This window comes from Streptomyces hydrogenans (assembly GCF_014656075.1).
GTDB lineage: Bacteria > Actinomycetota > Actinomycetes > Streptomycetales > Streptomycetaceae > Streptomyces > Streptomyces hydrogenans.
On sequence record NZ_BNBS01000058.1, the window covers coordinates 26017 to 49788 of the forward strand.

The following is a 23772-nucleotide window of genomic DNA, read 5'->3' on the forward strand; positions in this document are numbered from 1 at the left end:
ATGTGGCCCCAGTCTCGACCCGTCGGCCATACGGCGCATGTCGGACGGGTCCGTCCGTGCCCCGGTCTCGTCGGCCCCGGACCGTGGGCGTACCGTGGTCGGAGGTCCGGACCGGGGAGGTTCCGGCGCGAGCGGCGGGTGGTGGAACGCGATGCGGAAGCGAGGGGGACCCGAGGTCTTCCGGATCACCGGGGCCCGGCAGGGGCTCGCGGACGACGTCCGGGGCCGGCAGCGGCGGTACGTCATCTCCATGGGCGTCCGGACGCTCTCCGTGATCGCGGCCGCGGTGCTGTGGAACGTCGAACGGCACGTGGCGGTCGTCGCGCTGGCGCTCGGGGTGCTGCTGCCGTACATCGCGGTGGTGATCGCGAACGCGGGCCGCGAGTCCGCGCCCGCGCTGCCGTCGGCGTATCTCCCGGCACCGGTCCGGCCGGCGCTCGGCGCGGGCGACGACGGAGCGGAATCCGGAGCGGAACGGCCGTACGGACAGGGCTGATCGGGGCCGGACTGCCCCGGTCACGGAACGTGGCGGGAACGGCTGCGGGAACCTCAAGAAAAGCTCAGATCAATCGTGAAGTTCCGGTGCACCGCACCCGGGGTGCCGTGACATACTGCGTACGCGCTCCGCATCCCCCGTCGGAGCGACGGACCGATGCCGGGCAGCTCCCCCCGTGGCTGCTCGGCATCGCCCTTGCTGGACAATGATCGGGTGATCCTTGATCCAGTGAGCGAAGAGAAGCCGATCTGTTCCGCGAAGGGCTGCCGCGCCGGCGCCGTCTGGGTCCTCGCCTGGAACAATCCCAAACTCCACACGCCCGAGCGGCGCAAGACCTGGCTCGCGTGCGAGGAGCACCGCGAACACCTCTCGCAGTTCCTGGGCGTGCGGGGCTTCCTGAAGGACGTCGTGCCGCTGGCCGAGTGGGACGCGGACGGGGAGTCAGCCGCCGATCGCTGACGGACGGGAAGTCAGCCGCCGATCGCCGACGGACGGGAAGTCAGCCGCCGATCGCCGACATCGGGCGGTCCGGCTGGAGGAAGCTCGGGTCGTCCAGGCCCGAGCCGGCCTTCTTCCCCCACATCGCCTTCTTCCACAGCTCCGCGACGTCCGCGTCCGGCGCGTCCGAGCGGAGCGCGGCCCGCAGGTCGGTCTCCTCGGTGGCGAAGAGGCAGGTGCGGATCTGGCCGTCGGCGGTGAGCCGGGTGCGGTCGCAGGCCCGGCAAAACGGGCGGGTGACGGAGGCGATGACACCGACCGTGTGGGGGCCGCCGTCGACGACCCAGCGCTCGGCCGGGGCGGAGCCGCGCTCCTGGTCGCCCTCGGGCGTGAGGGTGAAGCGGGTGCGCAGCGACTCCAGGATGTCCCCGGCGGTGATCATGCCGTCGCGCTTCCAGCCGTGCTGGGCGTCCAAGGGCATCTGCTCGATGAAGCGGAGCTCGTAGCCCTCCTCGATCGCCCAGGCCAGCAGGTCGGGTGCCTCGTCGTCGTTGAGCCCCGGCATCAGGACCGCGTTGACCTTCACCGGGGTGAGGCCGGCCTCGCGGGCGGCGGCCATGCCGTCGAGGACGTCGTGGTGGCGGTCGCGGCGGGTGAGGGTCTTGAAGACCTCGGGCCGCAGGGTGTCCAGCGAGACGTTGACCCGGTCCAGGCCCGCCGCCTTGAGGGCGCCGGCGGTGCGCTTGAGCCCGATGCCGTTGGTCGTCAGGGACATCCGGGGGCGGGGCTCCAGCGCGGCGCAGCGCTCGACGATGCCGACGAGGCCGGGGCGGAGCAGCGGCTCGCCGCCGGTGAAGCGGACCTCGGTGACGCCGAGGTCCGTGACGGCGATCCGGATCAGCCGGACGATCTCGTCGTCGGTGAGGAGGTCGGGCTTGGCCAGCCACTGCAGGCCCTCCTCCGGCATGCAGTAGGTGCAGCGCAGATTGCACCGGTCGGTGAGGGAAACGCGCAGGTCAGTGGCGACTCGGCCATATGTGTCGAGGAGCACCGGTCCCCCTCCCCTTCTCCAGGTTCGCTTCTCTTCCGAGCCTACGTGACCGTGCGGACATCGGGCACGGGCCGATTGTCACGAGGACGGCCCCGGCCGCGTCGTAGAACTCTACGACGCGGCCGGGAAATCACTGCGGAACGTATACGAACGGCTGCGCTGTGGTCAGCGCCCGCCCTGGGTCAGTGCTCGACGGCGGCGGCGGTGCCGACGCCGGTGAGGGACTTGACCTCCAGTTCGGCGTACTTGCCGGCGTCCGGCTCCTCCTTGGACAGGAGGGAGCCGAGCCAGCCGAGGAGGAAGCCGAGCGGGATGGAGACCAGGCCCGGGTTCTCCAGCGGGAACCAGTGGAAGTCGACGCCCTTGAACATGGAGTTCTTCCCGCCGGAGACGACCGGGGAGAAGAGGACGAGGACGACGGAGGAGACCAGGCCGCCGTAGATCGACCAGAGCGCGCCCCGGGTGGTGAACCGCTTCCAGAAGAGCGAGTAGAGGATCGTCGGCAGGTTGGCCGAGGCGGCGACCGCGAAGGCGAGGGCCACCAGTCCGGCGACGTTGAGGTCGCGGGCGAGGGCGCCGAGGCCGATCGAGACGATGCCGATGAGGACGGTGGCCAGGCGGGCGGCCCGCATCTCCTCCTTCTCGGTGGCCTTCCCGCGCTTGATCACGTTGGCGTAGATGTCGTGGGCGAAGGACGAGGAGGAGGCCAGGGTGAGGCCGGCGACCACGGCGAGGATGGTGGCGAAGGCGACGGCCGAGATGACGGCGAGGAGGATCGCGCCGCCGGTGGAGCCGGCGCCGCCGCCGACCTCCAGGGCGGTGAGCGGGGCCGCCGTGTTGCCCGAGGGGTTGGACTCGCGGATGGTCTTGCTGCTGAGCAGGGCGGCGGCGCCGAAGCCGAGGACGATCGTCATCAGGTAGAAGGCGCCGATGATGCCGATGGCCCAGTTGACCGACTTCCGGGCGGCCTTGGCGGTCGGCACCGTGTAGAAGCGGATGAGGATGTGCGGCAGGCCCGCGGTGCCGAGGACGAGGGCGATGCCGAGGGAGAGGAAGTCGAGCTTCGAGGTGGCGCTGACGCCGTACTTGAGGCCGGGTTCCAGGAAGGCCGCGCCCGCGCCGCTGTTGTCGGCGGCGGCGCCGAGCAGGGACGACAGGTTGAAGTCGAACTTCAGCAGGATGAGGAAGGTGATGAGGAGGGTGCCGACGATGAGCAGCACCGCCTTCACCATCTGCACCCAGGTGGTGCCCTTCATGCCGCCGATGGTGACGTAGACGATCATCAGGACGCCGACCAGGGCGACGATCGCGATCTTGCCGCCGTCGCTCTTGATGCCGAGCAGCAGCGAGACGAGCACGCCCGCGCCCGCCATCTGCGCGAGCAGGTAGAAGATCGAGACGACGATGGTGGAGGTGCCCGCGGCGGTGCGCACCGGCCGCTGGCGCATCCGGTAGGCGAGCACGTCGCCCATGGTGAAGCGGCCGGAGTTGCGCAGCGGTTCGGCGACCAGCAGCAGGGCGACGAGCCAGGCGACCAGGAAGCCGATGGAGTACAGGAAGCCGTCGTAGCCGAAGAGGGCGATGGCGCCGCTGATGCCGAGGAAGGACGCGGCGGACATGTAGTCGCCGGAGATCGCGAGGCCGTTCTGGAAGCCGGTGAACTGGCCGCCGCCGGCGTAGAAGTCGGCGGTGCTGCGGGTCTGTCGGCCGGCCCAGATGGTGATGGCCAGGGTGGCGATCACGAAGGCGGCGAAGAGGCCGATGATCAGCGGCCGGTGCTCGGTGGTGGCGTCGCCGGCGGCGAGCAGGACCGGGGCGGTGGCGAGGGTGCTCATGCGTCGCCCTCCATACGGGCCTTGATGGCCTCGCCCTTGGGGTCGAGACGGAGCGCGGCGTGGCGGGAGTAGAGCCAGGCGATGAGGAAGGTGGTGGCGAACTGGCCGAGGCCCAGGACGAGCGCCATGTTGATGTTGCCGAACAGGCGGATGCCCATGAAGCCGCCCGCGTAGTTGGAGAGCAGCACGTAGAGCAGGTACCAGGTGATGAAGGCGACCGTGAGGGGGAAGGCGAAGGAGCGGTAGGTGCGGCGGAGCTCGCCGAACTCCTCGCTCCGCTGGACCTCGACGAACTGCTCCGTGGTGGGCCCGGCGGGACCGGTGTCGGTCTCGGTGCCCTTTCTCGGCGGCGGCGGTGCTTCGGTAGCCACGGAATCTCCTCGTGACGCGGGGACGGACGGCATGGTCAAGGGGGGCCTCACCTGGGGGTGCGCGAACGGGGCGCCTGCCGGAGCCCCTCCCCTGCTCAACGGCACGGAGGACGATGCGAAGTGGTTCAGCGGGGGCGGATTCTTCGCGGGAATCTTCATCAAGTCTTCTCAACTCATTGATGACCGGGGAAGATCAGCGATAGCTTCACTCGTCATGCACCTGTCCGCGCGCAACCCCGCGCGCGAGCAGTACATACGGATGATGTGGAGAACCCATGGCTCATCTGGGATCGAGGCGCGGCCGAGTACTCGCTCTGCCTGCTGGTCTCGCGCTCACCGCCTCGCTCGGCTTCCTTCCCTCCGGCGCCGCCTCCGCCGCGGAACTGAGCGAGGTCCCGGCGGCCGCCACCGTCGCGGCGACGGGCGAGAAGCTCTCGTACGTCGTCAACATCGAGGGGGGCCGCTGGACGGCCTCCTCGGTGAAGAAGGCGATAGCCGCCGCCGGCGGCGAGGTCGTCATCGCGTACGACCAGATAGGCGTCATCGTCGTCCACTCGCAGAACCCGGCGTTCGCGGAGACGATCCGCAAGGCCCGCGGCGTGGTCTCGGCGGGTGCGACCCGTACCGCCCCGCTGACCGTGCAGGGCGACGACTCGGTCGGCGGTGCCACCGAGGAGCTGACCGCGGCCGAGGCCACCGCCGCCGCGGCGACGGCCTCCGGCGAGCAGGACCCGCTGGAGCCGCTGCAGTGGGACCTCCCGGCCATCAAGGCCGACAAGGCGCACCAGAAGACCCTCGGCAGCAGCCGGGTGACGGTCGGCGTCATCGACACCGGCGTGGACGACACCCACCCGGACCTGGCGCCGAACTTCGACGTCAAGGCGTCGGCCAACTGCGTGTCCGGCAAGCCGGACACCACCCCCGGTTCGTGGCGCCCCAACCCGGGCGAGTCCGACCACGGCACCCACGTGGCCGGCACGATCGCGGCCGCGAAGAACGGCGTCGGCATCACCGGTGTCGCGCCGGGCGTGAAGGTCTCCGGCATCAAGGTGTCGACCCCGGACGGCTTCTTCTACACCGAGGCCGTGGTGTGCGGCTTCGTGTGGGCGGCCGAGCACGGCGTCGACATCACGAACAACAGCTACTACACCGACCCGTGGATGTTCGCCTGCAAGACCGACGAGGACCAGAAGGCCCTCGTCGAGGCGGTCACCCGCGCGACCCGGTACGCGGAGAAGAAGGGCACGGTCAACGTGGCCGCGGCCGGCAACTCCAAGTTCGACCTCGCCGCCGACGAGATCGTCGACAACTCCAGCCCGAACGACACCACGCCGGGCGACCGGGTCATCGACCCGAGCGAGTGCTTCGACTACCCGGCGCAGCTGCCGGGCGTCGTGACGGTCTCCGCGACCGGCGCGAAGGACCTGAAGGCGTCGTACTCGAACTACGGTCTCGGCGTCATCGACATCGCCGCCCCCGGCGGCGACCGCACCGAGTACCAGACCCCGGACGCCCCGGCGGTCAACGGCCGCATCCTGTCGACCACGGTCAACGGCGGCTACAACTACAAGGCCGGTACGTCGATGGCGTCCCCGCACGCCGCCGGTGTGCTCGCGCTGCTGAAGTCGACGCACCCGTACGCGAGCCCGGCCGCGCTCAAGGCGCTGCTGTACGCGCAGGCCGACGAGCGCTCGTGCACCAACCCGTACGACATCGAGGGCGACGGCAAGATCGACGCCGTCTGCGAGGGTGGCAAGCAGAAGAACGGCTTCTACGGAGCCGGTCTGGTGGACGCGCTGGACGCCGTCCGCAAGTGGTGACGCCCTAGCGTTCCCGGGGCCCCGGTGCGGTCTGCCGCACCGGGGCCCCTTCGCGTGCCCGGACGGTGGCACGGGGTGCCATAGTGCGGGCATGGAGAGCACGGTTCGGAGCGGTACGGAAGCACTGTGGTCGGTCCTCGGCGGCGATCCCGCCCTGCTCGACCGGGTGGAGTACGGCGGGGTGTCGGGGCTGCTCCCGGCACGGCTGCCGGTGATGGACCTGGCCCGGGCGACGGTCGCCGTCTGCGGGCTCGCGGCCGTGGAGCACGCGCGCGTGGCGGGGCCGGTGCGGGTGGACGACGGGGCCGTGGCCACCGCGTTCGTGAGCGAGCGCCATCTGCGGGTGGACGGACGGGCGCCGGTGAGCTTCGCGCCGCTGTCGCGGTTCTGGCGGGCGGCCGACGGATGGGTCCGCACCCACGCCAACTACCCGCACCACCGGGCCGCGCTGCTCGCCGCGCTGGGCGCGGCCGAGTCGGTGGAGGCGGTGGCGGAGGCGATCGGCGCGCGGAGGGCCGTCGACGTGGAGACGGCGGTGTACGCCGCCGGGGGCCTCGCGGTGGCGCTGCGGACGCCCGGGGAGTGGGCCGACCACCCGCAGGGCCGGGAGGTGGCGGCGCTGCCGGTGCTGAGCCGGGAGCGGCTCGACGAGGCCCCGCCCCGGCGCCGGACGGGTCCGCCGCGGGTGCTCGACCTGACCCGGGTGATCGCGGGGCCGGTGGCGACCCGGACGCTGGCGCTGCTCGGCGCGGACGTGCTGCGGATCGACCCGCCGGGCAACCCGGAGCTGGCCGACCAGCACGCGGACACGGACGTCGGCAAGCGGACGGCGGCCCTGGACCTGGGCCGGCGCTCGGACCGGCGGACCTTCGACGAACTGCTCGACGCGGCGGACGTCCTGGTGACCGGCTACCGGCCGGGGGCGCTGGAGCGGTACGGCCTGGAGCGGCCCGGTCTGGTGACGGCGCGGCTCTCGGCGTGGGGCGAGTCCGGGCCCTGGGGCGGGCGGCGCGGCTTCGACAGCCTGGTGCAGGTGGCGACCGGGATCGCGGTCACGGAGGGGTCGGCCGAGGAGCCGGGGGCGCTGCCGGCCCAGGCCCTGGACCACGGCACGGGCTATCTGCTGGCGGCGGCGGTGCTGCGGTCGCTGACGGAGCGGGAGCGGGACGGCGGCGGCCGGCTCGTGCGGCTCGCGCTGGCGCGGACGGGGCACTGGCTGACGCACGGGCTGCCCCGGTACGAGCCCGGGCGGCACCTCGCGGAGTCGGAGGGGCCGCTGGGGCGGCTGCGGCACGCGATGTCACCGGTGGCGTACGAGGGCGGCCCGGCGGGCTGGTCCCGCCCGGCGGGCGTCCAGGGCGGGGACTCCCCCGCCTGGGTCAGGGCTTGACCAGGACCTTGAGGGCGGTGCGCTCGTCCATGGCCCGGTAGCCGCCGGGGACGCCGTCGAGGCCGACGGTCACGTCGAAGACCGGGGACGGGTCGATGGTGCCGTCGAGGACGTCGGCGAGCAGCTCGGGGAGGTAGGCGCGGACGGGGGCGACGCCGCCGCGCAGGGCGATGTTCCGGTCGAACATGACGGAGAGGTCCAGGCCGGTGCCGGAGCCGTGCGGGACGCCGACGTAGCCGATGGAGCCGCCGTCGCGGGTGATGTTCACGGCGGTGCGCATGGACTGCTCGGTGCCGACGGCCTCGATGACGCCGTGGGCGCCCTGGCCGCCGGTGAGCTCGCGGACGGCGGCCTCGGCGGCCTCGCCGCGCTCGGCGACGACGTCGGTGGCGCCGAAGGTCCTGGCGATGTCGGTGCGGGCGGTGTGGCGGCCGAGCGCGATGATCCGCTCGGCGCCGAGCCGCTTGGCCGCGAGGACGCCGCAGAGGCCGACGGCGCCGTCGCCGACGACGGCGACGGTGGAGCCGGGGCGGACGCCGGCGCCGAGGGCGGCGTGGTGGCCGGTGCCCATGACGTCGGAGAGGGCGAGCAGGGCGGTGAGCAGCCGGTCGTCGGAGGCGGCGTCGGCGGGGAGCTTGACGAGGGTGCCGTCGCCGAAGGGGACGCGGACGGCCTCGCCCTGGCCGCCGTCGGAGCCCGCGGAGCCCCAGAAGCCGCCGCGGGGGCAGGAGGTCTGGAGGCCCTCGGCGCAGTAGTCGCAGGTGCCGTCGGACCAGACGAAGGGGGCGACGACGAGGTCGCCGGCGCGGAAGCCGCCGACCTCGGAGCCGGCCGCCTCGACGATGCCGAGGAACTCGTGGCCGATGCGCTGGCCGGGCTGCCGGGCGGACTCGCCGCGGTAGGCCCACAGGTCGCTGCCGCAGATGCAGGCGCGCAGGACCCGCACGACGACGTCGGTGGGGTCCTCCACGACGGGGTCGGGCACCTCCTCCACGCGCATGTCGAAGGGGGCGTGGATGGTGGTGGCGCGCATGGTTCCTCGTCCGGGTCAGCTGGTTGTACGACGTTCACCGTACATCGCCTGGAGTGCACCCGCGGTCAGCAGGTACTGGGCGGCGATGTAGGTCAGCATGACCCAGAAGTCGGGGGCCGGCAGCTGGGGCCAGTCGGCGATGCCGGTGGCGATCAGGGTGTCGGAGAGCAGGAACAGCGCGCCGCCGGTGCCGGCGAGGACGCCGAGCGCGCTGGCGCGGTAGGCCATCGCGGTGAGCAGCAGGGAGTAGCCGGCGACGGGGATCCGCAGGTCGGCGGGGAGGTCGGACCAGAGGGCGACGACGGTGCCGACGAGGGCGACGGCGTAGAGCGCGCCGAGGGCCGGAGAGGTGCGGCGCCTGCCGAAGAGGGTGAGGTAGCAGACGTGGCCGAGGGCGAAGGAGCCCATGCCGACGAGGAAGGCCCAGTCGGCGTCGAACAGGAGGAAGACGTCGCCGCCCCAGCCGAAGAGCAGGGCGGCGATCAGCAGCCGCGGGGCGCCGCGGGTGGCGGCGTAGGCGGCGAGCAGCGGCATCAGGAGCGGCTTGGCGACCAGGTGGCCGGTGTCCGCGCCGGCGAGCAGCGAGCCGAGGTCGACGACGGCGGCGAGGACGAAGGCGCCGAGCAGGGTCCGGGACAGGGTGTTCACGCGGCAGGCTCCGGGGCGGTCTGATCGTGGTGCGGGGCGGTGCGGGGCCGCGGCTGCCAGCCGGGACCGCGGAAGACGCGTCCGGCGCGCTCGCGCCAGTCGCCGGCGGCGCGGACGTCGCGGGCGATGGCGGCGTACTCGTGGGTGGCGACGCGGAGCGGGTTGTAGGTCTCGATGTTCTTGGTGAGGCCGTAGACGGGCCGCTCGGTCTCGCCGACCCAGGAACCGAACATCCGGTCCCAGACGATCAGGATCCCGCCGAAGTTGCGGTCCAGGTAGCCGCCCTGGGAGGCGTGGTGGACGCGGTGGTGGGAGGGGGTGTTGAGGACGAACTCGAAGGGCCGGGGCAGCTTGCCGACGCGCTCGGTGTGGATCCAGAACTGGTAGACGAGGTTGATCGAGTAGCAGAAGGCGACGGCGGCCGGGTGCACGCCGAGGGCGATCAGCGGCAGGTAGAACGGCCAGCCGGTGACGCTGGTCCAGGGCTGGCGCAGCGCGGTGGTGAGGTTGAACCTGCGGCTGCTGTGGTGGACGACGTGGCAGGCCCAGAGGACCCGGATGACGTGGTGGCCGCGGTGCTGCCAGTAGTAGAGGAAGTCCTGCGCGAGCAGCATCAGCGGGACCGTCCACCACAGCACGGGCACCCGCAGCGGCGTCAGCTCGTAGACGGCGGTGTAGATCGCGACGATCGGGATCTTCCACAGGGCGTCGAAGGCGAGGCTCCCGAGTCCCATGCCGACGCTGGTGACGGCGTCCTTCGTCTCGTATCCGGCGGCGTCCTCGTCGGGACGCAGCCGGACGCTGATCACCTCGACGACGGTGAGCAGCACGAACGCCGGTATGGACCAGAGCACGACATCGGGCAGGTTGGGCATGCCGTCGACGGTAGGGCTCCCCCGCGCCGCACGGCTAGATGTTGTTACCAACAAGTATGCGAGACGACTTGTCAGCAACCTTTGGCGGCTTCCGACAAGGGTCCTCCGGCGGTCACACCCCGGCCACGTCCAGGAGGGAGCCGGCCGCGTAGGTGACGGCCATGGCGAGGGCGCCGCCGGCGACGGTGCGCAGGGTGGCCCGGGGAGCGGGGGCGGCCGCCAGCCGGGCGGACCACCAGCCGGTGAGGGTGAGGGCGGCGAGGACCGAGGCGACGGTGATCCAGAGGCGGACCGAGGCCGGGGGGAGCACGATCGCGAGGAGCGGGAGGAGCGCGCCGACGGTGAAGGCGAGGAAGCTGGCCCAGGCGGCGTGCCAGGGGTTGGTGAGGTCGTCGGGGTCGATGCCCAGCTCCACGCGCGCGTGGGCCTTGAGGGCGTCGCGTTCGGTCAGCTGCACGGCGGCCTCGCGGGCGACGCCGGGGGTGAGGCCGCGGGCGGTGAGGAGGTGGGTGAGCTCGTCGAGCTCGGCCTCGGGGCTCTCGTGGAGCTCCCGCCTCTCGGTGGCGAGGGCGGCGGTCTCGGAGTCGCGCTGGACCGAGACGGAGACGTACTCCCCGGCCGCCATGGAGAGGGAGCCGGCGAGGAGACCGGAGAGTCCGGCCGTGAGCAGGGCGGCCTGGGACTCGGTGGCGCCGGCCACGCCGACGACGAGGCCGGCGGTGGAGACGATGCCGTCGTTGGCGCCGAGCACGGCGGCGCGGAGCCAGTTGAGACGGGACCCGAGGGCCCCGCCGTGGGGCTCGTGTGCGGGGGGTGCGGTCACCTCAGGAGGGTCGCACCCCCCGGGTCACCAGACGCGGACCGACCCGCCCGGGGCGAACGCCGGGCTGGTGGCGCCCTCCGGGACCTTCTCCAGCGGCGTGGCGACCTCCTCGACGGTCGGGCCGTGGACGGCCGCGACCCGGTCGAGCAGGGCCCGGTCGAAGCCGTAGACGCGGGCCGCGTTGCCGCCGACCATCGCCTCCACCTCCGCGCGCGGCAGGCCCGCGTAGGCGAGGCGGAGTCCCTCGCGGGAGTACGGGGTGGTGCCCTCGTCGTGGGGGTAGTCGCTGCCCCACATGATCTTGTCGAGGCCGATCCGGTCCCGCAGCGGCACCTCGTGCGGACGCATGAAGCTGGCGCCGACGAAGCAGTTGTCCCGCCAGACCTCGCCCGGGCTGCGGCCCATCGAGTCCGCGAGGCCCGCGCCGAACCTGGACTCGGCGGTGACCGCCCGGCTCGCCGCCGCGACCAGCCGCCCGTGGTAGTAGTCCAGCATCTCCACCACCCCGGGGATCCAGCCGGAGCCCTGCTCGGTGAGGACCAGCTTGAGCCCGGGGTGGCGGCGGAAGGCTCCGCCGAACACCAGGTGCCACAGGGCCCGGTGGGAGAACCAGGTGGTCTCCACCATGAAGACCGCGCGGGCGGCGGGTTCGTCGCCGAGCGGCGGGGAGGCGGAGCCGCCGTGGTGGTTGACCGGGACGTCCAGCTCCTCGCAGACGGCCCAGATCGGGTCGTACGTCTCCGAGTACAGCTCCGGCAGCCCGCTGCCCGGCGGGGTGCCGGGGAGCAGGATGCCTCCGGTGAGGCCGGCCGCGTGGGTGCGGCGGATCTCCCGGACGGCCCCGTCGACGTCGTTGAGGAGGATCTGGGCGACGCCGGCCCGGCGGCCGGGGGCCCGGCCGCAGAAGTCGGCGAGCCAGCGGTTGTGGGCGCGCAGCCCCGCCCAGCGCCGCTCGAACTCCTCCCGGGTGGGGGCCGGGGCCATGAGGGAGGCGGAGGGGAAGAAGGGCGGGATGGTGTTGGGGAAGACGACCTCGGCGACGATGCCGTCGGCTTCGAGCTCGCGCAGCCGCCGGTCGGAGTTCCAGTTGCGGTCGGCGGTGTCGGCCAGGAGGTCCTCGTACGGGTTGACGTACGTGGCCGCCCAGGCGTCGAAGTCGTCGTGGAAGCGCTTCTCCAGGTACGGCTTGTAGTCGAGGAGGTCGGCGCCCGCGTGGCAGTCGGCGGAGATCACGGTGTAGCGGTCGGCGGGAGCCGCGGCGGGGCGGTCGGTCACGGGGCCACCCCCGCGTCCGGACCGGCCGCCGGGCCCATGACCGGGAAGTCGCCGCCGGTGAGCCAGTGCCGGCCGGTCTCGCGGGAGCGGGCCCAGGACGCCTCGACGGCACCCTGGTCGGCGGGCTGGCCGAGGTCCGCGGGGGTGGGACCGATCCGCCGGGCGATCGGATCCAGCTTCCGGACGTCGAATCCGAAGACCTCGGCGGCGGCCAGGCCCAGCATCCGCCGGGTCTCCCCCACCGGGATGTCGTGGAAGGTGCTGCGCAGCCAGTTCCGGGTGTTCGGCCAGGTGCCCTCGGGGTGCGGGAAGTCCGAGCCCCACAGGATGTTGTCGACGCCGATCTCGTACCGCTGCGCCAGCTCGCGCCGCTTGGTGTTGGTGGCGCAGACGAAGACCTGCCGGTCCAGGTACTCGCTCGGCGGGCGCCTCAGCTCCGCGAAGGGCGAGAGCTTCTTGCCGCCGTGCGCGCCGAGGTAGAGCCGGTCCATGAACCAGAGCAGGTTCGGCAGCCACCAGCAGCCGGACTCGGCGACGCCGAACCGCAGCCCGGGGTGGCGCTCGAAGACCCCGGACCAGAGCAGGAACCACAGCGGCCGGGCGGGCCACCAGGTGACCTCGGAGACGTAGATGCCGAGGTGGTCGCCGTACTCCTCGCGGGGCGCGGCCCCGGAGTGGGTGACGACCGGCATCCCGGTCTCGGCGGCCGCCGCCCACACCGGGTCGTACCGCCGGTCGTGGTAGGGCGCCTTGTCGACCCACATGGACGGGATCATCAGGGCGCCGAGCCCGGACTCCTTGGCCCGGTGGATCTCGGCGACGACCTCGCGGGGGTCGGCGGTGACCGGCAGCAGGGCGACGCCGCAGTGCCGGGCGGGGTCGTGGGCGACGAACTCGGCGAGCCAGCGGTTGTGCGCCTTGGCGCCCGCCATGCCCAGCTCGGGGTCCTGGTCGCCGGAGAGTCCGAGGCCGACGCCGAAGGGGGCGGCGGTCTGGCTGTCGACGGCGTCCGCGTCGGGGAAGACGACCTCGGCGGCGACGCCGTCGCCGTCCAGCTCCTTGACCCGCTGCGCGTGGTCCCAGCCGCCGCGCAGCCCCTCCTCGTGGTCGCTGAACCACTTGTGCGCGAAGTCCTCGTTGCGGACCCCGAGGCGGGTCATCGCCTCGCGGCGGGCCTGGCGCCCGGCGAGGAAGTCGTCGAAGGCACCGTGGAAGCGGGACTCCAGATAGGGCCGGTACTCCTCGGTGGGGAGCCCGGCGTGACAGTCGGACGAGATGATCAGGTACGGGTCCTCATAGCTCATGGCCATGCCCCTCGGTCGGGTCAGTCGAGGATGAAGCTCTCCAGGTAGGACGGGTTCGCGCGGTCGAGCATCGACCGCGAGCGCGCCCTGATCTGCCGGTCGCTGTGCTCGCTCGCCGGGAGCATCCAGAACCGGTCGGCCCTGATCCCCTCGACGACGTGCTCGGCGACCTCCTCCACCGGCGTGAAGGCGATCTCGTGGCCGGCCTCCTTCATGGCGGCCTCCCACTGGTCGAGCGAGCGGTACGGGGTCCGGCGCGGGCGCTCCTTGGCGTACCGCTCGGGCCGGTTGCGGTGCGACTCCCACAGACCGGTGCGGAGCATGTGGGGCCCGGGGAAGAGCACGGAGGCGCCCACGCGCGCGTGCTCGGCCCGCAGGTGGGCGTACAGGGACTCGGTCATGGTCACGACGGCCGCCTTGGTGACCGCGTAGACGGAGGCCGTGGGCAGCGGGGCGATGCCGCCGTCGCCGGAGGAGGTGTTGACGACGTGGCCGGGTTCGCCGCTCGCGAGCATCCGGGGGACGAACGCCTGGACGCCGTGGAAGACGCCCCACACGTTGACGGAGAAGGCCCACTTCCAGTCGTTGGGCTCGTGCTCCCACATCCGGCCCTCGGCGCCGGAGCCGACGCCCGCGTTGTTGCAGAGGACGTGGACGGCGCCGAAGGTGTCGAAGGCCGCGTCGGCGAAGGCGCGCACCGCGTCCGGGTCGGAGACGTCGACCGTGCGGGCCAGGACCCGCGCCCCGTCCGCCATCAGCTCGTCGGCGGCCTCCGCGAGCGGCCCGGGCTCGACGTCGCCGAGGACCACCGCGAGCCCCTCGGCGGCGAACCGGCGGGCCATGGCCCGGCCGATGCCGCTCGCCGCGCCCGTGACGACGGCGACCTGTCCCTCCCTGAGCTCCATCAGACGCTTCCTTCCGGGGGGCCGTCGAGGATCTGCGCGGGGTCGTCGTAGCGCTGGTGGACGTAGGGCAGCAGGGCCTCCGCGGAGACCCGCTCGGCGACCCGGCCGCGCTGGTCGGAGGTCTTCTCGCCGAGGGTGATCTCGACGAGCCGGCGGACCGGGAGGTCGGCGACCGGGTCGTACATCGACTCGCGCAGGACGACGTCCCCGGTGATCCGCTCCAGCCTGCGGACCTTCTCGTTGCGGACGCAGTGGACGAGGACGGGGTCGGCGTCGAAGCCGGAACCCTCCACGCCGGGCAGGAACTTGAAGTAGAAGTCGGTCTTCTCGACCGGCTCGGGCGGCGGGAGCGGGCCGGAGACCGCGCCGCGCACCTCGACGAAGGCGATGCCGTGGCGGGCGAGCCGGGCGTTCACCACGAGCCCCTCGCGCTCGACGACGACCTCGCCGAGCTTCTTGGGCTCGCCGAAGACCTCGCGGCCGCCGATCAGCGCCCGCTCGTGGGTCATCGGCATGACCAGCGGGTACCAGCCCTCGACGGCGCCGTGCGCGGCGGCCACGGAGAGCGAGCCGGCGCCCAGCGGGTAGCCGGGCAGGTCGACCTTGCTGATGGTGACCCGGACCAGGGGGCGGCCGGTGGGTTCGAGCGGCGGCGGCAGGACCGCCGCCACCGCGTCGGGATCGGTCTCCCAGAGGGCGACCACTCCGGTGGACCAGATGTCGGGGAGCTTCGCCGCGGCGGCGCGGGCGGCGGCGCTCTCCGCCCCGGTGCGCGCCCCGTACCGTACTCGTGCCATGTCGTACCACCCTTCCGGACGGATGACGGATACGGCCGCCGGCCCTCCCGGACGACCGGGCCGGCGGCCTGTAACACTGTTACACCGCCGCCGATGAAGGGTAAAGACGCGTGCGCGCGATGAATTGACGGAACGTCAGGGGAGGGTGGCCGGATGGCACGCCAGACGCTCAGCCGCGAGGAGGTCCTGGACGCGGCGGCGGCCCTGGTGCGGGCGCACGGGCCGGACGGACTGACCATGCGCGGCCTCGCCGCCGCGCTCGGCACGGCGGTCACCTCGATCTACTGGCACGTGGGCAACCGCGAGTCGCTGCTCGACGCGCTGGCCGAGCGGACGGTGGCCGACCTCGGCGCGATCCGGCCGCGCGGCGCGGACCCGGTGGAGCGGATCGGCTCGGTGGCGCACGCCCTGCGCCGGGCGCTGCGCGAGCGCCCGCACCTGGTGGCGATGGTCCACGAGCGGGGCCTGACGGAGCGCATGTTCCTGCCGGCCCAACGGGCCCTGGTGCGGGAGGCGCACGCGGCGGGGCTGCGCGGCGAGCGGGCGGCGGAGCTGGTGCGGGCCGTCACCTTCCAGGTCGTCGGCTACGTGCTCCTGGAGCGCAACCGCGAGCGGGCGCCGGTCCAGTCGCCGGCCGAGGAGGAGCTGTGGGGCGCCGAGACCGACGGCGCCGACCCGCTCCTCGCCCGCGCCCTGGCGGCCCCGCCCGAGTCGGAGCGGCTCTTCGCGAGCTCCGTGCGCGCCCTGGTCGAGGGCCTCCTGGCGGGCCCTCGGACACCCTCCTCGGGTGACATAACAGACATCGGGGACACCGGGGGCGGCGCTGTCGGTCGCGGGCCGTATTCTCAGTGACCATGCTCGACGACCGTACGACAGCAGCGACGTGGCCGACCGCCTACCCCCAGGGGTACGCGGTCGTCGACGTGGAGACCACCGGTCTCGCCCGCGACGACCGGATCGTGTCCGCAGCCGTCTACCGCCTCGACGCGCAGGGGGACGTGGAGGACCACTGGTACACGCTGGTGAACCCCGAGCGGGACCCCGGCCCGGTCTGGATCCACGGCCTGACCAGCGACGTCCTCGAAGGGGCACCGCTCTTCGCGGAGATCGCCGAGGAGTTCTCGGCCCGCCTCGACGGGCGCGTCCTCGTCGCGCACAACGCCATGTTCGACTGGCAGATGATCGCCCGCGAGTACGCGCGCGCCGAGCGGACCGCGCCGGTGCGGCAGCGGCTCTGCACGATCGCGCTCTCCAAGGAGCTGGCGCTGCCGCTGCCCAACCACAAGCTGGCGACGCTCGCCGCCCACTTCGGCGTGGTGCAGCAGCGGGCGCACGACGCGCTCGACGACGCGCGGGTGCTCGCCGAGGCGTTCCGCCCCAGCCTCCACGCGGCGGCGGAGAAGGGCGTGCGGCTGCCGCTCCTGGAATGCCGTCCGCTGACCGAGTGGGCCTCCGCGCCGGCCCGCCCGCTGATCGGCGCCCAGTCCTCCTACCGGGCGGGCAGCTGGCGCCCCGCCCGGAAGCGGCCGGCCTGCCCCTACCCCAACCCCGGCCGCTACGAGAGCGACAAGCCGCTCAAGCAGGGCATGCGGGTGGCCTTCTCCGGCGACACCTCCGTCGACCGCGAACTCCTGGAGGACCGCACCGTCGAGGCCGGGCTGCACGTCGCCGGCTCGATCTCCCGCCTCACCAGCCTGCTGGTGACCAACGACCCGGACGCCGGCACCTCCAAGACCGTCAAGGCGAAGAGCTTCGGCACCCCCGTCGTGGACGAGGCGGCCTACGCGCACCTGCTGCGGGACGTGGCCCCGGCAGACGGGTGACACCCCGGCCCCGGCGGGCGTGCCGCGCGGCGCGCGCGGGCCCCGGGGCCCACCCTGTGGCGCATGGCACGTTGTGAGGTCTGCGGAAACGATTACGGCATGTCCTTCGAGGTGCACGCGCAGGGCGCGGTGCACGTCTTCGACTGCTTCGCCTGCGCCATCCACCGCATGGCGCCCATCTGCGAGCACTGCCGGGTCCAGGTCATCGGACAGGGCGTCGAGGTCGAGGGGAACTGGTACTGCGGCGCCCACTGCGCCCGCGCGGAGGGGAAGGCGGGCATCGTCGACCGGGTGTGAACCGCACCCGTACCCATCGGAAGAAACGATCCTGGTCGGGTGGCGCCGGTCACCCGACCCCCTGTGCGGTCGCCCCGCGGGCCCGAAGGTACGGTCATGGGGTGTACCGCTTCCTGTTGTCCCGGCAATGGGTGATCCTCACCCTCGTCGCCCTCGCCCTCATCCCCACGATGATCGAGCTGGGCTTCTGGCAGTTCCACCGGCACGAACGCCGGGTCGCCCAGAACACCCTGATCGCGGACAACCTGAAGGCCTCGCCGGTCCCGGTCGAGGAGCTCAGCTCCCCCGGCCACGTCGTGCCCCGCGCCGACTACTGGCGCCGGGTCACCGCCACCGGCACCTTCGACACCGCCCACGAGGTCGTCGTCCGCCGCCGCACCTCCTCCGACGACCGGGTCGGCGCGCACGTGCTCACCCCCCTCGTCCTCAAGGACGGGCGGATCGTCCTCGTCAACCGCGGCTGGGTGCCCGGCGCGGCCAACCAGCGCGACTACCCCGACGTCCCGCCCGCCCCGAAGGGCGAGGTCACCGTCGCCGGCCGGCTCAAGGCCGACGAGACCACCGGCGCCAGCGGCATCAAGGACCTCAAGGGCCTGCCGGACCGTCAGGTGATGCTCATCAGCAGCCGCCAGCAGGCCGAGCTGATCGGCCGCGAGGTGCTGGGCGGCTACATCGAGCAGACGGAGCCCGAGGCGGCCGGCGGCTCCCCCGAGCAGATCGCCGAGCCCGACCACGACTCGATCGGCGCGCACATGGCGTACGCGGTCCAGTGGTGGCTCTTCGCGGCCGGCGTGCCGGTCGGCTGGATCGTCCTCGCCCGGCGCGAGAAGCGCGACCGCGAGAACGGCACCGCCGACGGCACCACCGACGGCACCACCGGGAACGGCGACGGCGACGGCGACGCGCCGGACGGAACGGCCCCGGAGGCCACGCAAGAGGACGGCAGCGCGATCCAGGCCACCTCGCCCCGCTGATTGACCGCCGCCGCTTGCGGGAACAGCCCAGAGCGTGACCCGACGCATCGACGACTACGCCCTGATCGGCGATCTCCAGACCGCCGCGCTCGTCGGCCGCGACGGGTCGGTCGACTGGCTCTGCCTGCCCCGCTTCGACTCCGCCGCCTGCTTCGCCGCCCTCCTCGGCGACGAGGACAACGGCCACTGGCGGATCGCCCCCCAGGGCGCCACCACCTGCACCTCCCGCCGCTACGCCGAGGACTCCCTGGTCCTGGAGACCCTCTGGGAGACCCGCACCGGCACCGTCAGGGTCACCGACTTCATGCCCCAGCGGGACCGCGCGCCGGACGTCATCCGGATCGTCGAGGGCGTCAGCGGCCGCGTCGAGATGCGCTCCGTGCTCCGCCTGCGCTTCGACTACGGCTCGATCGTGCCGTGGATGCGGAGGTCCGAGGGACACCGGGTCGCCGTCGCGGGGCCCGACGCCGTCTGGCTGCGCAGCGAACCCCCGGTCAAGACCTGGGGCCAGCAGTTCGCCACCTGCTCCGCCTTCACCGTCACCGCCGGGGAACACGTCGCCTTCGTCCTCACCTGGCACCCCTCCCACGAGCGGCGGCCCGCGCTCGTCGACCCCTTCGAGGCCCTGGAGCAGTCGCTCGCCGACTGGCGGGAGTGGACCGCCCGGTGCGCCTACCGGGGCCCGTACCGCTCCGCCGTGATCCGCTCCCTCATCACCCTCAAGGCGCTCACCTACGCCCCCACCGGCGGGATCGTCGCCGCCCCCACCACCTCCCTGCCGGAGGAGCTCGGCGGCGTGCGGAACTGGGACTACCGGGCCTGCTGGCTGCGCGACTCCTCGCTCACCCTCGGCGCGCTGCTCGCCGCCGGATACGCCGACGAGGCCGCCGCCTGGCGCGACTGGCTGCTCCGCTCGGTCGCGGGCGACCCCGCCGACCTCCAGATCATGTACGGGCCGGCCGGCGAGCGGCGGCTCCCCGAGACCGCCCTGCCCTGGCTGCGCGGCTACGCCGACTCGCGCCCGGTCCGGACCGGGAACGCCGCCGTCGAGCAGTTCCAGCTCGACGTGTACGGCGAGGTGATGGACACCCTGCACCTGGCGCGCGAGGCGGGCATCCCGGCCGAGCGGCACGCCTGGAACCTCCAGCTGAGCCTGCTCGGCTTCCTGGAGTCGCACTGGCGCGAGCCCGACGAGGGCCTGTGGGAGGTCCGCGGCCCGCGCCGCCACTTCACCCACTCCAAGGTGATGGCCTGGGTCGCCGCCGACCGCGCGGTGCGCGCCCTGGAGGAGGACCCCTCGCTGCCCGGCGAGCCGGGCCGCTGGCGGGCGCTGCGGGACGAGATCCACGCGGACGTGTGCGCCCGGGCGTACGACCCCGGACGGAACACCTTCACCCAGTCGTACGGCTCGCGGGAGCTCGACGCGGCCACCCTGCTGATCCCCCGGGTGGGTTTCCTGCCGCCGGACGACCCCCGGGTGGTCGGCACGGTGGACGCGGTCCGGGACGGGCTGACCCACCGGGGTCTCCTGCGGCGCTACACCCCCGACGCGGGCGCGGTCGACGGGCTGCCCGGGCGGGAGGCCACCTTCCTCGTCTGCTCCTTCTGGCTCGCCGACGCCCTGCGGATGACCGGGCGCGCCGACGAGGCCCGGGAGCTGTTCGAACGGCTCGCGGGACTGGCCAACGACGTGGGACTGCTGGCGGAGGAGTACGACCCGGTGTCGGGCCGGCAGCTCGGCAACTTCCCGCAGGCGTTCAGCCACATCGGACTGGTGGGGACGGCGCTCGCGCTGGGCGGGGACGACGCGGCAGGATAGGTCCATGGATCTTGGACTGAAGGACCGCGTGTACGTCGTCACCGGCGCGACCCGGGGACTCGGCCGGGCCTCCGCGGAGGCCCTGCTCGCCGAGGGCGCCCGGGTGCTGGTCACCGGGCGCGAGGAGGCGACCGTGGCCGCGGCCGTCGCGGAGCTGGGCGAGGGCGCGGCGGGCATCGCCGCCGACAACGACGACCCGGAGACCCCGGCCCGGCTGATCGCGGAGGCCCGCGCCCGGTTCGGCGGCTTCGACGGCGTCCTGATCAGCGTCGGCGGCCCGGCGCCGGGCTTCGCGGCGGACAACACCGACGAGGAGTGGGCGGCGGCCTTCGGCACCGTCTTCCTCGGCGCGGTGCGGCTCGCCCGGGCGGCGGCCGAGGCGCTGGGCGAGGGCGGGGTGATCGGCTTCGTGCTGTCGGGGTCGGTGCACGAGCCGATCGCCGGCCTGACGATCTCGAACGGGCTCCGCCCCGGCCTCGCGGGCTTCGCCAAGTCCCTCGCCAACGACCTGGGCCCGCGCGGGATCCGGGTGGTCGGGCTGCTGCCGAGCCGGATCGACACCGACCGGGTCCGGCAGCTCGACGCGCTCTCCGGCGACGCGGAGGCGTCCCGCGCGGCCAACGAGCTGGCGATCCCGCTGCGCCGCTACGGCACCCCGGAGGAGTTCGGCCGCACGGCCGCCTTCGTGCTCTCCCCGGCCGCTTCCTACCTGACGGGCCTGATGCTGCCGGTCGACGGCGGCGCCCGCCACGGCTTCTGACGGGACGCCGGCGCCGGTTCAGTTCACCCGGCGGGCCCGGTGCTTGACCGCCCGCAGCCGGGCCTCGGTGGGCAGCTCCGCCAGCCCCGCCGAGGTGCGCGCGCGGTCCAGCGCCTCGCCGCCGAGCCCGGCGAGCGCCTGGCCCGGGGACGCGTACGGCTCCAGGAGGAGCGCGATGCGGGTACGGGGGGCGGTGCGGCGGCCGGTGAGGGCGACCCGCGCCTGGGCCACGCCCTCCTGCGCGGTGGCGTCCGCCTCCAGGACGCCCTCCAGGGCCCGGCCGCGCAGCACGGCGGCGTCGCCGTCGCCGGTGTCGACCAGGACCTCGGCGAGCCGGCCCCGGCGGAACTGGGCGAGCAGCCACCACAGGGCGAGCAGGACGACGACCCCGAGGACGGCGATGACGGTCGGCCACCACCAGCCCTCGTCCCGCCACCGCTGCCGCCGGGCGGCGGTCAGGAGCACGTCGTCGGGGCCGGACCAGGGCCACCAGGACGGTACGGCCAGGTCGAAGGCGGCGGCGAGCACGGCGCCGCCGGCGACGACGAGGAGCAGCCCGGCGAGGCCGAGCAGGGTGCGGTTGACGCGCCGGAGGACGGCGGCGACCGGAGCGTTCACGGGCTTCACCCCTTCTTGGACGGGCGGTCCACCCGGACGGTCAGCGCGGGCGGACGGGCGAGCCCGAGGTCCTCGACGCCGTCGGTGAGGACGCGCTCGACGTCGGCGCGGACCTCGTCGAGTGGGCGGAAGTGGGAGACGGCACGGACGGCGACCTTGGCGCGGCCCATCCGGACCTTCACGGACTGCACGCCCGAGACCTCCATGGCCCGGTCGCGCAGGGCGAGGGCGGCGGCCTCCCGGTCGAGCCCGGCGCGGACGTCGGGGTGGGCGCGGCGCATGGGGAGCACCGCGCGCAGGCCGGGGGTGGACGCCAGGACCAGCAGCCAGACGCCGAGCAGGACGGCGACCGCGGCGGCCGCGACGGTCAGACCGTCGTCGAGGGGCCGGCCGGCGAGGTCGTCGGCCAGCTCGCGCCGCCAGCTCATGGCGTCGCGGTCGGCCCGGACGGCGGCCACGTCGTACAGCAGCAGTCCGGTGCCGCCGAGGACGACGGCGGCGACCAGGGCGGCCGGGATCCGCCGGACCGACCAGAAGCGCCGGACCCGCCGGGGGTCCGTACCGGCCCCGGCGAGGACGGGGACGCCGTCGCCGTCCTCGCCGGCTCCTCCTGGTTCTCCCGTGCCGTCGGTTCCGGTGGTCTGCGGGGGGACGGTGGGCCGTTCGGGTGTCGTCATGCCAGGCGGCCCTTCCTGGCGGCCGGCGCGGTGCGCGCGGAGTGGAGGCGCTCGACGTGCACGGAGACCTCGTGGACCTCCATGCCGACCAGTTCCTCCACCCGGCCGCGGACCCGGGCGCGCACGGCCCCGCAGCGGCGCCCGACGTCCGTGGGGTAGTCGAGTTCGAGACTGATGGAGATGCGGGCGGCGTCCCGGTGGACGACGACCGAGGCGTGCGGCCGGTGGCCGCCCGCCGGCACGCCGCCCAGGGCTTCCCGGGCGGCCTGCGCGGAGACCTTGGCGACCACCCGGTCGGCGATCGTGGTCGCGCCGCGCTCACGCACCGGCGGGCGTTGCCTGACGTCCGTGGTCACCCGCCGTCACCGCCGCCGTTCGCCGCGGTCGCGACCCCGGAGCAGGTCTCCGGGTTCGAGATCGCCGTCGAGGAAGCGCCCGGCCACGAAGCCGACCGCACCCAAGGCCGCGACCAGCAGAAACGCCCCGAAGCCGCCGAAGTATCCGGCGAAGCCGAGACCCATGCCGGCCAGCAGGCCGACCACCGCCATGCTCATGCTGAACCCCTTTCCGGGCCCTGAGGTCCGTGTGTCCGTACCGGCCGGCTACTGGAGCCGGGATTCGGGCTCGTCCTCTTCCTCGTCGGGCAGCTTCACGTCGCTGACCGCGATGTTGACCTCGACGACCTCCAGGCCGGTCATCCGTTCGACGGCCGCGATCACGTTCTCGCGGACCGCTCCGGCGACGTCGGCGATGGAGACGCCGTAGTCGACGACGATCTCCAGGTCGAGCGCGGTCTGCACCTCGCCGACCTCGGCCTTGACGCCCCGGGTGACGCCCGCCTTGCCGCCCCCGCCGGGTACCCGGTCGCGGACCGCGCCGAGGGTGCGGGAGAGCCCGCTGCCCATGGCGTGGACGCCGACGACATCGCGGGCGGCCATGCCGGCGATCTTCTCCACCACGCCGTCGGCGATGGTGGTCCGGCCCCGGGTGGCGGCGGTGCCGCCGCCCTTCCTGGTGACCGGGGTGCTCTCCCCACTGCGTTCACTGTCCGTCATCAGATTCAGCCCCTTCTGGGATATTTCGGGGTTCTTCGCCCACACTAAGGGCGGTTACCCGATGCCGCTCCGGGGATACGGCAGGCTGGGGCAATGACCACGGGTGACGGTTGGACGGCGGCGGTACGCGACCGCCTGGCGCCGGGCAGGCTGCTGCCGCTCGGTGCGGTGGCGGGCGCCTGGCTCGCGGAGCGCGCGGCACGGGAGGCACTGGGCCGGGTGGCCTCGGGCGTGCGGGGCGTGGTGCCGGGGGCGCTGCGGATCGGCGCGGCGGCGGAGGCGGAGGTGCCGGACCCGCCCTTCCCGGTGCCGCCGGGCGGGCTGGCACCGGGGCCGCTGCGGATCGACGCGGAGTTCGCGGCGGTGGCGGCCGGGCGGCCGCTGCCGGAGACGGCGGAGGAGCTACGGGCCGTGCTCCTCGCGGCGGCGGCGGAGCTGGGGCTGGCGGTGGTGGAGGCCGATCTGCGGGTGACGGACCTGCTGGAGGAGGCGCCCGCGCCGGAGCCGGCCGCACCGCCGCCGGGCCGGGCCGCACCGGCGACGGACGATCCGGTGGCTGAGGCGGTGCTGCTGGTGCCGGGCGTGGCGGCGGTGACGGACGTGCTGGGACCGCCGGTGCACCGGGCGGGCGGGGCGGTCGGGGAGGAGTTCGCGGTGGCGGCCGAGCACCCGCCGGCCGAGGAGGCCC

27 protein-coding genes are annotated in these 23772 nt (G+C 73.8%); 11 read left to right on the plus strand and 16 right to left on the minus strand.

What is annotated here, in order from left to right:
- Nucleotides 1-151 precede the first annotated feature (151 nt).
- Nucleotides 152-496: a DUF3099 domain-containing protein gene (locus IE321_RS23465; protein WP_043219546.1), complete on the plus strand. Its 345-nt coding sequence runs from the start codon at nt 152-154 to the stop codon at nt 494-496.
- 228 nt (nt 497-724) lie between these two features.
- Entirely contained in the window at nt 725-955 is a 231-nt protein-coding gene (locus IE321_RS23470) for a hypothetical protein (RefSeq protein WP_043219544.1), read from the plus strand.
- A gap of 40 nt (nt 956-995) precedes the next feature.
- Here IE321_RS23470 and moaA read toward each other — a convergent pair whose 3' ends face one another.
- The 3 genes from moaA to IE321_RS23485 all read right to left on the minus strand — a co-directional run bounded on the left by moaA (nt 996) and on the right by IE321_RS23485 (nt 4191).
- Nucleotides 996-1985: a GTP 3',8-cyclase MoaA gene (gene moaA / locus IE321_RS23475; RefSeq protein ID WP_043219541.1), complete on the minus strand. Its 990-nt coding sequence runs from the start codon at nt 1983-1985 to the stop codon at nt 996-998.
- 182 nt (nt 1986-2167) lie between these two features.
- On the minus strand, nt 2168-3820 hold the full coding sequence (locus IE321_RS23480; RefSeq protein WP_051841619.1) for a monocarboxylic acid transporter: 1653 nt from the start codon (nt 3818-3820) through the stop codon (nt 2168-2170).
- Nucleotides 3817-4191 carry a DUF485 domain-containing protein gene (locus tag IE321_RS23485; protein ID WP_043219540.1) on the minus strand — a complete coding sequence of 125 codons (375 nt, stop codon included), beginning with the start codon at nt 4189-4191 and terminating at the stop codon, nt 3817-3819. The genes IE321_RS23480 and IE321_RS23485 overlap by 4 nt, the downstream gene beginning before the upstream one ends.
- A gap of 275 nt (nt 4192-4466) precedes the next feature.
- Here IE321_RS23485 and IE321_RS23490 point away from each other — a divergent pair, with 275 nt between their 5' ends.
- Both IE321_RS23490 and IE321_RS23495 read left to right on the plus strand, forming a co-directional pair.
- A complete protein-coding gene (locus IE321_RS23490) occupies nt 4467-6011 on the plus strand; it encodes a S8 family peptidase (RefSeq protein ID WP_043219537.1) in 1545 nt (514 codons plus the stop codon).
- A 91-nt stretch (nt 6012-6102) separates the two neighbouring features.
- Nucleotides 6103-7401, plus strand: a complete 1299-nt coding sequence (locus IE321_RS23495) for a CoA transferase (RefSeq protein WP_190224415.1) — start codon at nt 6103-6105, stop codon at nt 7399-7401.
- Here the strand turns inward: IE321_RS23495 and IE321_RS23500 are convergent.
- The 8 genes from IE321_RS23500 to IE321_RS23535 form a co-directional block, all read right to left on the minus strand.
- On the minus strand, nt 7391-8434 hold the full coding sequence (locus IE321_RS23500; RefSeq protein WP_190224416.1) for a zinc-dependent alcohol dehydrogenase family protein: 1044 nt from the start codon (nt 8432-8434) through the stop codon (nt 7391-7393). The two genes, IE321_RS23495 and IE321_RS23500, sit on opposite strands and share 11 nt — an antisense overlap.
- A 15-nt stretch (nt 8435-8449) precedes the next feature.
- A complete protein-coding gene (locus IE321_RS23505) occupies nt 8450-9082 on the minus strand; it encodes a lysoplasmalogenase (RefSeq protein ID WP_190224417.1) in 633 nt (210 codons plus the stop codon).
- Nucleotides 9079-9957 carry a sterol desaturase family protein gene (locus IE321_RS23510; protein ID WP_043219529.1) on the minus strand — a complete coding sequence of 293 codons (879 nt, stop codon included), beginning with the start codon at nt 9955-9957 and terminating at the stop codon, nt 9079-9081. The genes IE321_RS23505 and IE321_RS23510 overlap by 4 nt, the downstream gene beginning before the upstream one ends.
- A gap of 112 nt (nt 9958-10069) precedes the next feature.
- Nucleotides 10070-10780 (minus strand): VIT1/CCC1 transporter family protein, encoded by a 711-nt coding sequence (locus IE321_RS23515; protein ID WP_043219526.1) that lies wholly within the window; start codon nt 10778-10780, stop codon nt 10070-10072.
- Nucleotides 10781-10804: 24 nt separating this feature from the next.
- Nucleotides 10805-12055, minus strand: coding sequence for an amidohydrolase family protein (locus IE321_RS23520; RefSeq protein ID WP_190224418.1), 1251 nt, complete (start codon nt 12053-12055; stop codon nt 10805-10807).
- The gene (locus tag IE321_RS23525; RefSeq protein WP_190224419.1) at nt 12052-13359 is read right to left on the minus strand and encodes an amidohydrolase family protein; all 1308 of its coding nucleotides are present in this window, start codon (nt 13357-13359) and stop codon (nt 12052-12054) included. Before IE321_RS23525 ends, IE321_RS23520 begins: the two co-directional genes overlap by 4 nt.
- 20 nt (nt 13360-13379) lie before the next feature.
- A complete protein-coding gene (locus tag IE321_RS23530) occupies nt 13380-14264 on the minus strand; it encodes an SDR family NAD(P)-dependent oxidoreductase (protein ID WP_190224420.1) in 885 nt (294 codons plus the stop codon).
- Nucleotides 14264-15061, minus strand: a complete 798-nt coding sequence (locus tag IE321_RS23535; RefSeq protein WP_190224421.1) for an acetoacetate decarboxylase family protein — start codon at nt 15059-15061, stop codon at nt 14264-14266. Before IE321_RS23535 ends, IE321_RS23530 begins: the two co-directional genes overlap by 1 nt.
- A gap of 153 nt (nt 15062-15214) precedes the next feature.
- Here IE321_RS23535 and IE321_RS23540 point away from each other — a divergent pair, with 153 nt between their 5' ends.
- The 6 genes from IE321_RS23540 (at nt 15215) to IE321_RS23565 (ending at nt 20734) form a co-directional block, all read left to right on the plus strand.
- Complete coding sequence (locus IE321_RS23540; protein WP_190224422.1) at nt 15215-15913, plus strand: TetR/AcrR family transcriptional regulator; 699 nt, start codon at nt 15215-15217, stop codon at nt 15911-15913.
- On the plus strand, nt 15910-16884 hold the full coding sequence (locus IE321_RS23545) for a DEDDh family exonuclease (protein ID WP_226651711.1): 975 nt from the start codon (nt 15910-15912) through the stop codon (nt 16882-16884). The genes IE321_RS23540 and IE321_RS23545 overlap by 4 nt, the downstream gene beginning before the upstream one ends.
- 63 nt (nt 16885-16947) lie before the next feature.
- Nucleotides 16948-17181 (plus strand): metallothionein, encoded by a 234-nt coding sequence (locus IE321_RS23550; RefSeq protein ID WP_051841618.1) that lies wholly within the window; start codon nt 16948-16950, stop codon nt 17179-17181.
- A gap of 101 nt (nt 17182-17282) precedes the next feature.
- Nucleotides 17283-18155 (plus strand): SURF1 family cytochrome oxidase biogenesis protein, encoded by an 873-nt coding sequence (locus IE321_RS23555; RefSeq protein WP_190224424.1) that lies wholly within the window; start codon nt 17283-17285, stop codon nt 18153-18155.
- 34 nt (nt 18156-18189) lie between these two features.
- The gene (locus IE321_RS23560) at nt 18190-19974 is read left to right on the plus strand and encodes a glycoside hydrolase family 15 protein (protein ID WP_190224425.1); all 1785 of its coding nucleotides are present in this window, start codon (nt 18190-18192) and stop codon (nt 19972-19974) included.
- 4 nt (nt 19975-19978) lie between these two features.
- Complete coding sequence (locus tag IE321_RS23565) at nt 19979-20734, plus strand: SDR family oxidoreductase (protein ID WP_190224426.1); 756 nt, start codon at nt 19979-19981, stop codon at nt 20732-20734.
- A gap of 18 nt (nt 20735-20752) precedes the next feature.
- Here the strand turns inward: IE321_RS23565 and amaP are convergent, their stop codons facing one another.
- From amaP to IE321_RS23590, 5 genes are read right to left on the minus strand one after another with little or no spacing between them, the layout of a single operon-like run.
- Nucleotides 20753-21352 (minus strand): alkaline shock response membrane anchor protein AmaP, encoded by a 600-nt coding sequence (amaP, locus tag IE321_RS23570; RefSeq protein ID WP_190224427.1) that lies wholly within the window; start codon nt 21350-21352, stop codon nt 20753-20755.
- A 5-nt stretch (nt 21353-21357) separates the two neighbouring features.
- Nucleotides 21358-22029: a DUF6286 domain-containing protein gene (locus tag IE321_RS23575; RefSeq protein WP_226651710.1), complete on the minus strand. Its 672-nt coding sequence runs from the start codon at nt 22027-22029 to the stop codon at nt 21358-21360.
- Complete coding sequence (locus IE321_RS23580) at nt 22026-22385, minus strand: Asp23/Gls24 family envelope stress response protein (RefSeq protein ID WP_190224428.1); 360 nt, start codon at nt 22383-22385, stop codon at nt 22026-22028. Before IE321_RS23580 ends, IE321_RS23575 begins: the two co-directional genes overlap by 4 nt.
- Before the next feature lie 6 nt (nt 22386-22391).
- On the minus strand, nt 22392-22583 hold the full coding sequence (locus tag IE321_RS23585; RefSeq protein WP_190224429.1) for a hypothetical protein: 192 nt from the start codon (nt 22581-22583) through the stop codon (nt 22392-22394).
- A 48-nt stretch (nt 22584-22631) separates the two neighbouring features.
- Nucleotides 22632-23084 (minus strand): Asp23/Gls24 family envelope stress response protein, encoded by a 453-nt coding sequence (locus IE321_RS23590; RefSeq protein ID WP_190224430.1) that lies wholly within the window; start codon nt 23082-23084, stop codon nt 22632-22634.
- A gap of 93 nt (nt 23085-23177) precedes the next feature.
- Here IE321_RS23590 and IE321_RS23595 point away from each other — a divergent pair.
- Nucleotides 23178-23772, plus strand: a 595-nt coding sequence (locus IE321_RS23595) for a hypothetical protein (protein ID WP_190224431.1), incomplete at its 3' end; no start/stop codon positions are given.